The sequence below is a fragment of the Streptomyces sp. NPDC054786 genome (genome assembly GCF_053611685.1).
On the sequence record NZ_JBSHAW010000001.1, the window covers coordinates 245088 to 258157 of the forward strand.

The 13070-nt window shown below is 71.9% G+C and carries 11 protein-coding genes and 1 tRNA gene; 6 read left to right on the forward strand and 6 right to left on the reverse strand.

Going from position 1 to position 13070, the window contains the following annotated elements; genetic code table 11:
* Positions 1-32: 32 nt before the first annotated feature.
* Complete coding sequence (locus ACWGI6_RS01085; RefSeq protein WP_453265544.1) at positions 33-737, forward strand: TetR/AcrR family transcriptional regulator; 705 nt, start codon at positions 33-35, stop codon at positions 735-737.
* A gap of 145 nt (positions 738-882) precedes the next feature.
* Here the strand turns inward: ACWGI6_RS01085 and ACWGI6_RS01090 are convergent, their stop codons facing one another.
* Both ACWGI6_RS01090 and ACWGI6_RS01095 read right to left on the reverse strand, forming a co-directional pair.
* Positions 883-2343, reverse strand: a complete 1461-nt coding sequence (locus tag ACWGI6_RS01090; protein ID WP_453265545.1) for an aminopeptidase P family protein — start codon at positions 2341-2343, stop codon at positions 883-885.
* Positions 2344-2567: 224 nt separating this feature from the next.
* Complete coding sequence (locus tag ACWGI6_RS01095; RefSeq protein ID WP_453265546.1) at positions 2568-4205, reverse strand: PP2C family protein-serine/threonine phosphatase; 1638 nt, start codon at positions 4203-4205, stop codon at positions 2568-2570.
* Between the two features lie 723 nt (positions 4206-4928).
* Here ACWGI6_RS01095 and ACWGI6_RS01100 point away from each other — a divergent pair.
* Positions 4929-5639, forward strand: coding sequence for a bifunctional DNA primase/polymerase (locus tag ACWGI6_RS01100; RefSeq protein WP_453265547.1), 711 nt, complete (start codon positions 4929-4931; stop codon positions 5637-5639).
* 512 nt (positions 5640-6151) lie between these two features.
* Positions 6152-6793: a hypothetical protein gene (locus ACWGI6_RS01105; RefSeq protein ID WP_453265548.1), complete on the forward strand. Its 642-nt coding sequence runs from the start codon at positions 6152-6154 to the stop codon at positions 6791-6793.
* 250 nt (positions 6794-7043) lie between these two features.
* Here ACWGI6_RS01105 and ACWGI6_RS01110 read toward each other — a convergent pair whose 3' ends face one another.
* The 3 genes from ACWGI6_RS01110 to ACWGI6_RS01120 form a co-directional block, all read right to left on the reverse strand.
* Positions 7044-8012 (reverse strand): DUF5926 family protein, encoded by a 969-nt coding sequence (locus tag ACWGI6_RS01110; protein WP_453265549.1) that lies wholly within the window; start codon positions 8010-8012, stop codon positions 7044-7046.
* A gap of 159 nt (positions 8013-8171) precedes the next feature.
* Positions 8172-8849: an ATP-binding protein gene (locus ACWGI6_RS01115; protein ID WP_453265550.1), complete on the reverse strand. Its 678-nt coding sequence runs from the start codon at positions 8847-8849 to the stop codon at positions 8172-8174.
* A 53-nt stretch (positions 8850-8902) separates the two neighbouring features.
* On the reverse strand, positions 8903-9748 hold the full coding sequence (locus ACWGI6_RS01120; protein ID WP_453265551.1) for a glycerophosphodiester phosphodiesterase: 846 nt from the start codon (positions 9746-9748) through the stop codon (positions 8903-8905).
* Positions 9749-10364: 616 nt separating this feature from the next.
* Here ACWGI6_RS01120 and ACWGI6_RS01125 point away from each other — a divergent pair.
* Positions 10365-11870: a S1C family serine protease gene (locus tag ACWGI6_RS01125; RefSeq protein ID WP_453265552.1), complete on the forward strand. Its 1506-nt coding sequence runs from the start codon at positions 10365-10367 to the stop codon at positions 11868-11870.
* A gap of 52 nt (positions 11871-11922) precedes the next feature.
* A tRNA-Ser gene (locus ACWGI6_RS01130) sits at positions 11923-12009 on the forward strand.
* 141 nt (positions 12010-12150) lie between these two features.
* On the opposite strand, the gene ACWGI6_RS01135 is transcribed toward ACWGI6_RS01130, so the two are convergent.
* Positions 12151-12276 (reverse strand): hypothetical protein, encoded by a 126-nt coding sequence (locus ACWGI6_RS01135; RefSeq protein WP_453265553.1) that lies wholly within the window; start codon positions 12274-12276, stop codon positions 12151-12153.
* 307 nt (positions 12277-12583) lie between these two features.
* On the opposite strand from ACWGI6_RS01135, the gene ACWGI6_RS01140 reads away from it, so the two are divergent.
* Positions 12584-12934: a hypothetical protein gene (locus ACWGI6_RS01140; protein ID WP_453265554.1), complete on the forward strand. Its 351-nt coding sequence runs from the start codon at positions 12584-12586 to the stop codon at positions 12932-12934.
* The last annotated feature ends 136 nt before the right edge of the window (positions 12935-13070 follow it).

Below are 13070 nucleotides of genomic sequence, written 5' to 3' on the forward strand. Positions count from 1 at the left end.
GGCGTGAACCCGCACTGCAATACGGAGCCGTCGTGACGACAGCGCACCATGCCCCGGGCGAGACCAGGCCCGGCGGTCGCACCGCCCGCACCCGCCAGGCCGTATTGACCGCCGTATTCGAGGAGTTGGGCGAGGGCGGCTTCGCCGAGCTGACCATGGAGAAGGTCGCGCAACGCTCGGGAATTCATGTCGCGACGCTCTACCGTCGCTGGCGCTGCACCGAGGGTCTGGTGTGCGACCTGCTGACCGATCTGAGTGCCGAGGTGCCGCTGCCGGACTCCGGCACCCTGCCCGGGGATCTGCAGGCGCTGGCCTGCTCGATAGCCGCCTTCTACGGGGAGGCGCGGATGCGCCGGCTGATCGAGGCGGTGGTTTCCGCCGCGGCCCGTGACCCACAGGCGGCGGCGGTGCTGCGGACCTTCTTCGGCGAACGGCTGGCGCTGGCGGGCCGGATGGTGGAGCGGGCCGTCGGCCGCGGCGAACTGCCCGCTGACACGGACCCGGAGAAGGTGATGTCGGCGCTCGGCGCGCCCTTCTACTACCGGATTCTGATCGCCCGTCGCCCTGTCGACCGGGATGTCGCCGAATCCGCCGCCACCGCTGTCTGGGCGGCGTCCCGGGCCGGCGCGTATGTGCGTACGGACGACGGTCCGGCTGTGTGCAGGGAGGACGAGGGCCCGGCTGTGCGCACGGAGGCCGACGGCCCGGCGAACGGCACGCCTCCCGGCGGCAGCTGAGCCACCGGGAGACGTACCGACGGGGCAACGGGCGCCGCGCGCCCGGCAGTCCCGCCCTGTGCGGCGGTCACTGCGCGGCCGGGCACTGCCGCCACCTGTGGCGGACGCCGCAACCGCCGGCAGACCCGCCGTATACCGCTGCCCACTACTTGCCGAGCAGTCCCGCCATCCAGGTCTCGACCTCGTCGGACCGCCGCGGCAGCCCGGCCGACAGGTTCCGGTTGCCGTCGTCCGTCACGAGGATGTCGTCCTCGATCCGGACGCCGATACCGCGGTACTCCTCGGGCACCGTCAGATCGTCCGCCTGGAAGTACAGACCGGGCTCGACGGTCAGCACCATGCCGGGCTCCAGCGTGCCGTTGACGTAGTTCTCGGTGCGGGCCGCGGCGCAGTCGTGGACGTCCAGGCCGAGCATGTGGCCGGTGCCGTGCAGGGTCCAGCGGCGCTGCAGCCCCAGCTCCAGCACCCGCTCGACCGGGCCCTCGACCAGACCCCACTCGACCAGCTTCTCGGTGAGCACCTGCTGCGCCGCGTCGTGGAAGTCGCGGTAGGCCGCGCCCGGCTTGACCGCCGCGATGCCCGCCTCCTGGGCCTCGTACACCGCGTCGTAGATCGTGCGCTGGAGGTCGGTGTAGCGGCCGTTGACCGGCAGGGTGCGGGTGACGTCCGCGGTGTAGAGGCTGGTGGTCTCCACACCGGCGTCCAGGAGCAGCAGATCGCCGGAGCGCACCGCGCCGTCGTTGCGGACCCAGTGCAGGGTGGTGGCGTGCGGCCCCGCGGCGCAGATCGAGCCGTAGCCGACGTCGTTGCCCTCGACGCGGGCGCGCAGGAAGAACGTGCCCTCGATGTAGCGCTCGCTGGTCGCCTCGGCCTTGTCCAGGACCTTCACGACGTCCTCGAAGCCGCGCACCGTCGAGTCGACGGCCTTCTGCAGCTCGCCGATCTCGAACGCGTCCTTGACCGCGCGGGCCTCGGAGAGGTGCACCCGCAGCTCTTCGTCGCGCTCGGCGGTGACCTTGTCGGTCAGCGCGGCCTCGATACCGGCGTCATGGCCGCGCACGACGCGGACCGGGCCGGTGGCCTCCTTGAGCGCGCCGGCCAGCTCGCGTACGTCGCTGCAGGGGACGCCGAGCAGCGCCTCGGCCTCGCTGAGGCTGTGGCGCCGGCCGACCCACAGCTCGCCCATGCCGTTCAGCCAGAACTCGCCGTTCTCCCGGTTGGAGCGGGGCAGGCGGTGGACCGTCGCCTCGTGGCCGTCCTTCGTCGGCTCCAGGACCAGGACGCTGTCGTCGGTCTGGTCGCCGGTGAGGTAGACGTACTCCGTCGAGGCACGGAAGGCGTACTCGGTGTCGTTGGAGCGGGTCTTCAGGTTGCCCGCCGGGATCACCAGACGCTCGCCGGGGAAGCGCGCGGACAGCGCGGCGCGGCGGCGGGCGGCGTTCGGGGCCTGCTCGATCGGCTGCAGGTCATGCAGCTCGGTGTCGGCCCAGCCGCCCTTCATGTTCTCCGCGAGCTCATCCGAGACGCCCGGGTAAAGGCCGTTCTTGCGCTGCTTGATCGGCTGCTCGTCCTCGTCCGGGGTCTCCGGCGTGAGCTCGTCGGTCACAATGCCTCCTTTTAAGACTGAACCGCCTTCCATCGTATGTGCGGATCGAAAGCGGTCCAGAGGCAAAAAGATGTGACCTCTGCGGTACGACGGCCTGAGGACGCATGGGGGCGGACGGGTGGCGTACGAAGACGGTCCGGCCGGCGGCCCCGGTGGGCGCCCCGGCGCGCGGCGGTGCGCCCGCCGTACGGCGCATGGCGCGTGCAGGTCCGGTCCGGCCGGCCCTACTCCTCGAAGTACGCCGCGAGCAGCACCACGTCCTCCTCCGACGAGGGATCGTCGAGGCCCTGCGGCAGCATCGTGCGCACGATGTGGTCGACGACCGCCTCCGGGTCATGGCGGATCGCCCTGGGGACGCCCGCGGCGGCCGCGTGCAGCCGGGTGAAGGCGCGGTCCATGGGCTCGCCGGTCCGGTGCAGCAGCCCGTCGCTGTAGAGCAGCAGGGTCTCGCCGCCGGCCGGTTCGATCTCCACGCTCGGCGCTTCCCAGCAGGCCAGCATGCCCAGCGGCGCGGACAGTGAGGTCTCCACGAACTCTGTCCGCAGCTCGCCGAGGATCAGTGGCGGGCAGTGGCCGGCCCCGGCCAGCACCAGCTTGCGGGCGAAGGGGTCGGTGATGCCGCCCGGCATCAGCGTCGCGGGAGGTCCGCCCGGTGCGCCGGGCGGTGGCTCGGTGAAGGCGAACAGCGCGGTGGCGCTGCGGGCCGGCTCGGTCAGCCGGAGCAGCAGTTCGAGGTCGGAGAGGACCGCGACCGGATCCTCGCCCTCCATGACGGCGTAGGCGCGCAGGGACGCCCGCAGCCGCCCCATGGCCGCCACCGCGCTCGGCCCGGATCCGGTCACCGAACCGACGGCCAGGCCCAGCGCGCCGTCGGGCAGCGGCAGCGCGTCGTACCAGTCGCCGCCGCCGCGCGGCCCGGTGCTGTGCCGCACCGCGAGGCGTACGCCGGGGATCCGCGGCAGCCGATGGGGCAGCAGCTCCTCGCGGAGCGTCCGGGTGGCCTGCCGGCTGCGGTGGAGTTCGAGGAGACAGGCGAGGTGCTCGGCGGCGTGCGCGCGGTAGAGGCCGACGAGGTGGCGCTGGCGTTCGGTGGGCTCGGCCGGTTCGTCGTAGAGCCAGACCGCGGCGCCGGTCCTGCCGAGGGGCTCGGCGGAGAGCGGGACCGCGTAACTGGCGGCGTACCCGAGACGGGCGGCGACCTCGCGCAGGCGGGGGTCGAGGTCCTTCTCACCGGGGATGTCGGGTTCGGCGATCTCGGTGCAGGGGCCTGCCGACGCGTCGTGGCGCGGGCCGGGGGCACGGCCCTCACCACGCGTCTCGTGGCAGGTGTCGTCGAGCGGGTCGGTCCGGGTGTCGTCGCCGGTGGCCCGCTCCGGGAGGCCGTCCAGTATCCGCGCGTACGACAGGGCGCGGCGCGGGATGGTCTCGATGTGACCGATCTCGGCGTGGCCGAGGCCGAGGCCGACGGTGGTCTCCGGCCCGAGGCCGTCGGACGGGGCGAGGACGACCAGACCGCGGCGCGCGCCGACCAGGGAGGCTCCGGCGCGCAGCAGCTCGTGGAGGGCGTCCTCCAACGTACGGGTGCGCGCGAGCCGTTCGGTCAGGTCGTGCAGGGTGCTGAGGTCCGAGATCCAGCCGGCCAGCCGGTCCTGGACGGCGGCGAGTTGGTCGACGACGGAGACGTCGGGGGCACCGGGTGCGCCCTCGGGTGCGGCGCCCCGGGGGGCGCCCTGAGGGGCCTCGGACGAGCCGTTTGACGAGGCGTCCGACGGGGTGCCGGCGGCGGGATCGGCGGGGGTTTTCGGCCCGCGCGGGTCGACAGTGTGCGCGGGGGAGGGAAGGGCTGGCTCGATTCCAGCCACTTTCGGCACGTGAGGGGTGGTCATGGCCTACGGCTCTCGTCGTGCCAGGTATTACCCCTGGTCAGGCCGCTTTTTGGTAGGGAGTGCGGCATTTTGTTGAGTGATGTTGTGCGGTACGGGTGGCCGCTCAATTTCCTCAATAGCATCGCAAACCCCCATGTCATGCTGCTCCGCTATTAATGCCTCCACATGTACACGTAGCAGCGATGCGATGTCCAGCATTGTCCCCATGGGGTTTGTGGTGTCAACGAGGTCTGTAGATTGGCCTGAAAAAAGCCCCCCGAGCGTCAATTTGAGGTCGACTGACGGCGATCAGCAGCGCGTCATCACCACAGTGGCGGGTACGTACTCGGAAAGGTGCGGAGTCAGTTGGCACCGCACCGGAACTCTCCGGCGGGCACCGGCGTCTAACATGCCGACGGCCGCGACGCACTCCCAAGCGGCGGGGGCTGCACCACGGAAGCGCAAGCGCCATACGCACGCCACCCCTCGCCATGCTTCACGCTCGGCGTACGACGTGATGCGCTGCCTTGTACACGCGGTGACCAGTGATCCACGTGGCGTGATCGATGCGCGATCGACCCCGGGTTCCATGGCCGGGCCGCAGGACACGCCCCACACGGCACGAAGCGGCACGGCGCGAAACGATGGTGAACCGGACATGTAGAGCCATGCAGTGCGATGGACAAAGCCCTCGGCGTTAACGGAAAGGAACGAGCGCTCATGCGCGAGATCCTCGGAAGGCGACGCAAGCCCCTGTTCCGGCGCGGCGGAAAGTCGGCCCAGCTCGGTGCGGCGCTCCACTACGCCACCGAGTGGCAGTGGCCGGTACTTCCCGGTGTGGGACTCGGATCCGGCGGCCGCCAGCCGGCCGGCGCCCGGCTCGGCCTCGGCGAACGGATCACTCGTCGGTGCAGCTGCCCGGACCCCGACTGTGTGGTGCCCGGCGCGCACCCCTTCGACCCCGGACTGCTGGCGGCCACCACCGATGGCCGGATGGTGCGGTGGTGGTGGACGAACCGCCCCGATGCCCCGGTCGTGCTGGCCACCGGCGGCCGTGCGCCCTGCGCGGTGAGCCTGCCCGCCGTGGCCGGGGCCCATGCCTTGGCGGCCCTGGACCACTTCGGCGTACGCCTCGGCCCCGTGGTGGCCACGCCCACCCGCTGGTCGCTGCTCGTATCGCCGTACGACCTCCCGGAGTTGGGCGAGCTGCTGCACTCCCAGGACTGGGTGCCCAGCTCGCTGCGGTTCCACGGCGAGGGCGGCTATGTGGTGCTCCCGCCCTCCCAGATCGGCGCCGGCCGGGTCCGCTGGGAGCGGCCGCCGGCCGTCACCCCGGCCGCGCCCTGGCTCCCGAAGGTGGCCACGATCGTGGACGCACTGGTCACGGCGAGCACCGGCACCCCCGACGGCGGCAGCCGGCTCGCGTACTGACGCTCGCGCATGCCCTGGGCGCCCGATGTGTGCTCGGGCGCCCTCGTTGTGTGCGGGATGCCGGCCGTGGGTGGGCGCCTGTCGTGGGTGGTGACTGTCGTGGGTGGGTGTCTGTGGCGCGTGAGGCGCCCGTTGCGCCTGGGTACTTGTCCCGCCTGGGCCCGTCCCGCCTGAGCCCGTGCTGCCTGGGTGCCTGCCTCACGCAGGCGCCGTCCCAGGTGATCGGCGGATCATCGCTGGATGCCGGCGGACGATCAGCGGTGGAGTGGACGGGTGGCTGACGGACAGATGGCTGGCGGACGGATGGCTGAGGGACGGGCGGCAGCCGGACGGCGGACGGTTGGCCGGCGGACGGGCGGAAACTCCCCGCGGCGGATCACCCGTACGGGTGTGACCTGCCCCGATCTCTCGGGGAAACGGGCGTCCGGGTGCCCGGGTGCACCCCCGCCGGCCGATAGGTTCGGCCCACCGTCAAGCCGTCGTCAGCGGCATCTCAAGTGCAGGTGGGGCCCATGCAGCGTGCGCAGAAAATCCGCATGATCGGGCTCGCCGGCGCGGCGCTGCTCGCGATCGCCGTGCCGCTGGGAGCCGCGATGGCCGGCCCGGCCGGCACCGCGGCTCCGGGAACGGGTCCCGGGGAGGCAGCCAAGGCCGAAAACAGCTCTACGGAGGACAAGGGAGGCAGGGGCGAGAGCGGTACCAAGCCAGGCAGTATGCCCCTCGCCGCCGTCGGCTCCACCCTCGGCTCCACGGGGTCACCCGGCTCCTCCGACCGCCCGGCCCTGCCGCACCTCACCGGCCGCACCTCCCGCTGCGGCCCCGAACTCACCGCCCCCCAGGGCATCGAGGCCCAGACCTGCGTGCTTGCCGAGGACGGTCTGACCTGGGGGCGTACGTACTACCGCAACCGCACCGGCGACCGGCTGCGCGCCGTACTGACGCTGCTGCGGCCGGACGACAGGGCCGTCCAGGTGAACTGTGAGGTGCCGGCGGGCGGCGCACCGGGCGTGTGCGAGACGCCGTCCGCCCCGACCGTGCACAGGAGCCGGCTGCCGTACACCGCGGTGGCGGAGATCGCCGATGCGGCGGGGGAGCGGCTGCTGCTGCGGTCCGGCAGCAACTCGTCCGCGGGAGACAGCGGTTCGGACCACTGAGGGGTCGGGGCCGCCGAGGTCCGGCCGAGCCAAGCGGAATGCCTGGTTCCGGACATGGAAGCGCCCGGTCGCTGGCGACGGGGGATGCACCAGCGACCGGGCTTTTAGAACCGTAACAAGAGATCGGCGGTTCGCAAATTCGATCGTGGATTTCCGGACGCCTATTTACCGGCAGGTACGGGGAGTTGTGACAGGCGTCACGCCTGGGGTCCCCGGGGCGTCCGGTCCGCACGGTCGAGGGGCGGCACGGTCAGCTCAGGGTGACCTGACGGTTGGTGAGCCCGCCGCGTGCCCGGCGCTCCTCGGGGGTCAGCGGGGTGTCCTTCGCCAGGGCCTCGGCCAGCCGCTCGGCGAACGCCGCGGCCGGCTTGGCGACCTCGTCGGCGCCCATCTCCGAGGGCAGGTCCCAGACCGGGACGACCAGGCCGTGGGCGCGGAACGAGCCCACCAGACGGGTGCCCTCACCGAGCGAGGTGGCGCCTGCCGCGTGCAGCCGGGCGAGCGCGTCCAGCAGCTGCTCCTCGGGGTGCGCGGTGACCCAGCGCAGATGGTTCTTGTCCGGGGCCTCGCACCAGTACGCGCCCTCCAGGCCGGGGATCCGGGCGGTCGGGATGGCCGCCGCGTTGGCCCGCTCCAGAGAGGCGGCGACCTCGCCGGTGGCGTTCTCGGCGTTCTCCACCCAGAACTCGAAGCCGGTGTGGACGGTCGGCTCGAACGCCGCGTCCGGGTCGAGCAGATCCTGCAGCCGCGGGCCGTCGGCGCTGTTCCGCTCGGCGGCGACCGGGTTGCCGGGTTCCGTGGCCAGCGCGCGCTGCAGGGTGTCCGCGAGGTCGCGGCTGAGGTCGCCGGAGGCGGTGTCGTTCTGCAGGCCGAGCAGCACCGCGCCGTTGTCGCGGCGCAGCGCGGGCCACGCCATCGGCAGCACGGTCGCCAGCGTCACGGACGGGACGCCCTCGGGCAGCCCGCCCTTCAGCGTCAACTCGGCGGTGGCGGCGGGCACCAGCTCGCGCATGGCCACCCAGTCGCACTCACCGGGCAGGCCCTCGAACGGGCGCTGCACGAGCTCGGTGGCGGCGTGTGCCGCCTGTCGCCCGTGACAGGCCTTGTACCGGCGGCCGGAGCCGCACGGGCAGGGCTCACGAGCGCCGACGACCGGCACCTCGCCGTCCTTGATCTGCGATGCTGCGGCCTGGGGCTGGGGACGGCGCTTCTTGGCCATGGCGACGGAGTCTCCTGGTCGATCCTGGGCGTACGGACGCGGTTCGGCGCGAGCCTAGAGGATTGCGTACGAGGTCGCGCTCGGTTGCGTACCGGGCCGTGTCCCGCCCTGGTGCGGCGGACGTCGGCGTGTCCCGGTGTGCGGCCGGGGCCGGTGCCGCTACGTCAGATCGTCGAAGTCCGGGAAGGCCGGCCCCAGAGGGTGCCCGTTGCTCACGCCCGCGCCCGTGGCGAGCGAGGGCGGCAGATCGGGCGTCAGGTCCACGCGCGTAGCGAACGCACCTTGAAGCGAGAGAATCGCCCAGACCGTGACCTCGCCGGCGGCGGTGTCGCGTACGCCCCAGTCCTTGGCGAGCGACCGGATGATCGCCAGCCCGCGGCCGCCGCGCGCCGTGACCGACGGAGTGGCCGGAAGGGGCCGGGTCGGGCCGCCGCCGTCCGTGACCGCGACGGTCAGTCTGCCCTGCGCATCAATACGCCAGGAGGCCCGCACGGATGCCGACGGCGCGTCCTTTGCGCCGGGAGTTACGGAACCCGGTGAGCCGTTTTCGTGTATCGGACGCGCATGGCGACACGAATTACTCAACAGCTCCGAAAGGACGAGAACCGCGTCATCGACGACGGTGTCCTGAACGCCACTTGCCAATAGCTCTTCACGCATGCGTCGCCTGGCCATGCCCACACCCACTGGACCATGGGGTACGGCCATGATCGACGACGTCGGCACCTCTTGTGCCACCACCAACGCCACCCCCGAGACCTCCTTTGCCCCACGCCACGGGATGAATTCCCCAATGGACTGGACCGGAAACCGGCCAAGCGACACGCAGTGACGCACTGGACATAACCGAATACGGCCCGAATGCGCCGGTGCACACCCTGTGAAGGGCTTTAGTCCAGGCCGAGTTGCATTCGCACCTGTTTGGGGCGATTTGTAATGACTGCGTCCACGCCCAATTCCTGGCACAGCTCGACATCGGCGGCGTCATTGACGGTCCAGACGTGGACCCGGTGGCCGGCGCGGTGCGCCCTGGCGACGTACTCGGGGTGCGCGCGGAGGATCCGCATCCCGGGGCCCGCGATGCCGACGCCGGGCGGGAGCCGGCCGTCGCGGTGCCGTGGGGTGAGGAATTGCATCAGGTAGACCCCGGGAATGTCGGGGGCCGCGGCCCGTACGCGGTGCAGCGAGCGCGCCGAGAAGCTCATGACCCGGACCGGAGAGGTCCAGTCGGTGCGCATGGCCGGTTTCGTGTGCCCGAACCGGGCGAGCAGCTCGACCAGCCGCTCCTCCACCTGTCCGGCCCAGCGGGTGGGGTGTTTGGTCTCGATGGCCAGCTCGACCCGTCGGTCGGCGTCCGCGACCAGCTCCAGCAGCCGCTCCAGCGTCAGTACGGAGGTCCGCTCGGGATCCTCGTGCTGCCGGTCCGGCGCCTCGTTCGCGGACCCGTCGCCCTTCCAGGAGCCGAAGTCGAGCGTGGCGAGATCGGCGAGCTCAAGGGCGGAGACCGAGCCGCGCCCGTTGGAGGTGCGGTTCACCCGCCGGTCGTGGACGCAGACGAGATGGCCGTCCGCGGTCAGCCGGACATCGCACTCCAGGGCGTCCGCGCCGTCCTCGATCGCTCTGCGATAGGCGGCGAGGGTGTGCTCCGGAGCGTCCTCGGAGGCACCGCGGTGGGCGACGACGGAAATGGCGGGACGGCCCGGACGGCCGTCCTGGGCGGGGCGTGCATAGGTCACCGCGTTATCGTGCCATCCACCGTTGCCGGGCCGCCGGGCGCGTACCCCGAGGTGCAGAACAGGGGATGCGCCGGTTTTGTCCGGCATAAAGGATGAGGGGACAGTCACAGCCTCGGCTTACGGCGCTCTGACGCGCGGTGGGAAAGGCTGGAAGGGAGACTCGCCCGTACCGTCCGGCCCGCAGTACCCGGGCCGGATCCGCGGACCGGGACTCGCGACAGCCGGGATGTGCGGGCCGGAGCCTGCGGTTCGGGCCCGCGGACCCTGGATCTGCGGGCCGGGACTCGCCCGTACTGCCCGGATCCTTAATCCTGGAGTACCGGGTCCCCCGTGCGGCAAGGGGGAGCTGTACGTCCCGGAGGGCCCGCCAGGCCCGCCGGACCGGAAGATCCGACCCGGAGGCCCGCGGGCCTCCGGACCGCACCACCCGGCGGACCGCACGGCCCGCCGGACCGACGAACCGCACCACCCGGACGCACCCCCAGGGTCCGGCCGAACTGCAAGCCCCGGAAGAAGCGGCCCGCCCCGGACACACAGGTGGCCGGGGCACGCGGCAGAAGGAGACCCTCCTGCCAGGGCCGTGGCCGCCGAAAGTCGTGAAGCTGAGGAGAGAGCTGTGAGCACCGAGAACGAGGGAGCCGCCGTCCCGTCGGAGGCCAAGCCACCGACCGGGCCGCAGCCGGACAGCGCGTCCGCCTCCGGCGCCCGGACTCCCGGCGCCCCGCCCGCGGCGCCCCCGCCGCCGGACTTCGCGCCGACCGTCCCCTCGGCCTCCGGCCCCGGCTACGACGAACCGGGCCGGATGCCGCCGTACAGCGACGGACGGGTTCCGCAGCCCGGCTACGGCCACCCCGGCGACGACCCCGCAGCCGACCGGACCAGCCAGTTCCCCACCTACTCGGCGGCCGGCCCCGGGGCCGGTGCCGGCGGTTGGGGCCAGCAGCCTCCCTACGGTGGCGGCGGCGACCCCTGGGGCACGATCGGCAGCCCCGCCCCCAAGCGGCGCAACGGCGGCCTGATCGCTGCTGTCCTGGTGGCCGCGCTGGTCGCCGGCGGTGTCGGCGGCGGCATCGGCTTCTGGGCCGCGGGCCAGAACGACAGCGCCTCCACGACGGTCTCCGCGTCCGGCGACCCCGGGGCACTGAACCGCAAGCCCACGTCCGTCTCCGGGATAGCGCAGAAGGCGCTGCCGAGCGTCGTGACGATCGAGGCGCAGGGTGCCACCGGCGACGGCGGCACCGGCACCGGCTTCATCTACGACAAGCAGGGCCACATCCTCACCAACAACCACGTCGTCGCCAGTGCGGCCGACGGCGGCAAGCTCACCGCGACGTTCTCCAACGGCAAGAAGTACGACGCCGAGGTCGTCGGCCATGCCCAGGGCTACGACGTCGCCGTGATCAAGCTGAAGAACGCCTCCGGCGCCCCGCTCAACCCGCTCCCGCTCGGCAAGTCCTCCAACGTGCAGGTCGGCGACGCCACGATCGCCATCGGCGCGCCCTTCGGCCTGTCCGGCACGGTCACCACCGGCATCATCAGCGCCAAGGACCGCCCGGTGGCCTCCAGCGACGGCGGCGGCACCAGTGCCTCGTACATGAGCGCCCTGCAGACGGACGCCTCGATAAACCCCGGTAACTCCGGCGGCCCGCTGATGGACGCCGCCGGCAATGTCATCGGCATCAACTCCGCCATCCAGTCGGCCGGCAACGGCGGCGGAATGGGCGGCGAGTCCCAGCAGTCCGGCAGCATCGGCCTGGGCTTCGCGATCCCCATCGACCAGGCGCGCCGGGTGGCGCAGGACCTGATCAAGTCCGGCAAGCCGGTCTACCCCCAGATCGGCGTCCAGGTCGGCATGCGGGACACCGGCAACGGCGCGACCATCGCCCGGACCGGCAACAACGGCTCCGAAGCGGTCACCCCGAACGGCCCGGCCGACAAGGCGGGCCTGAAGCCCGGCGACACCATCACCAAGCTCGACGACACGGTGATCGACGGCGGCCCCACCCTCATCAGCGAGATCTGGCAGCACAAGCCCGGCGACCAGGTCACCCTGACCTACAAGCGCGGCGGCAAGGAGCGCACCGCCCACGTCACCCTGGGCCAGCGCACAGGCGACAAGTGACGCGCTAGTCTGATCCCGCGACACCCGCGCACCCCGCGTGCCGGTGCCGCGGGGAGGCTTGCCCGAGCGGCCTAAGGGAACAGTCTTGAAAACTGTCGTGGCGGCAACGTCACCGTGGGTTCAAATCCCACAGCCTCCGCAGAGGTAGATAAACATGCAGGTGGGCGGCGGTTCCGGAGCGACCCGGGGCCGTCGCCCATTCGCATGTTGTCTCACTCAGGGTCGCCCCGGCCCGCCGTGTATCAGCCCGTGTGGACGGGGTGTGGACGAGGAACCCGGCTTACTCGGCTTCCCGGAGGGCCCGCTCAATCCGCTCGTTGGCCTGGTCCTGCTTGCCGTCGAGCACCTTGCCGTAGAAGCGGTAAAGCACGGCCACGCTGTGGCCGGCCCGTCGGGCAACCTCCACCGGGTCCACGCCCGCCTTGATCCACAGCGAGACGATCGCGTGTGACGCGGGCCCGGACAGGGCGGATGGCGGCGGCTGTGGCGGTGCCTCGCCCGTCGAGCTCTCCGTCGATGCCGACGGCGCGGGCGCGGCGTCGTGGCTGTCCGCCTCGCTGACCAGTGAGCGGACGTGCTCCCAGCCGCAATGCGGCCTATGGCGCCCGCGCCACCGCGTTACCCCGGTAGGAAACCCGCCCTCCGCGTGCCCTAGCCTGCAACGCCGTGCACGGGCGCGGGCACGCCGGCAACCAGGGGGTTTCTTTATGCGCTTGGCCACCACACTTCTGCTGCTCGGTGCCCTGTTCGGGGTGGCACCGGCCACGGCCGCCCATGCGGCGCCGTCGGGTAGCTCGGTCTCGAACGTCGCGTTCGAGCGGAGCGGGGGCAGTGGCAGTCACAGCGGCTTCAGCAGCGGTGGCGTCAGCAAGGTGAATCTCGCCCGCGGTTCCAAGACCACCAAGAGCTACAAGAGCCGCAGGATCGGAACGCATAGCGGCTCCCACGGCAACACGTCGCTCTCGGAGGCGATCATTGCCCTCATCTTCTTTGCGGTCTGCGGCGCCTACGCGGTCTATCGGGGCTTCAAGAAGCTGCGAACGTACTTCGGGAAGGGCGCCTGACGGCATTCACCGGTATGCCTCGTTCACTTCCTCTCGCGCAGTTCATGGTCCATCAGCGGGCTCCCTTTCGGGGTACCGGGGACGAGCCGGGTGGAGGGGTGGCGGGTCCACCCGCCGGCGCTCGCGCTGTACTCGC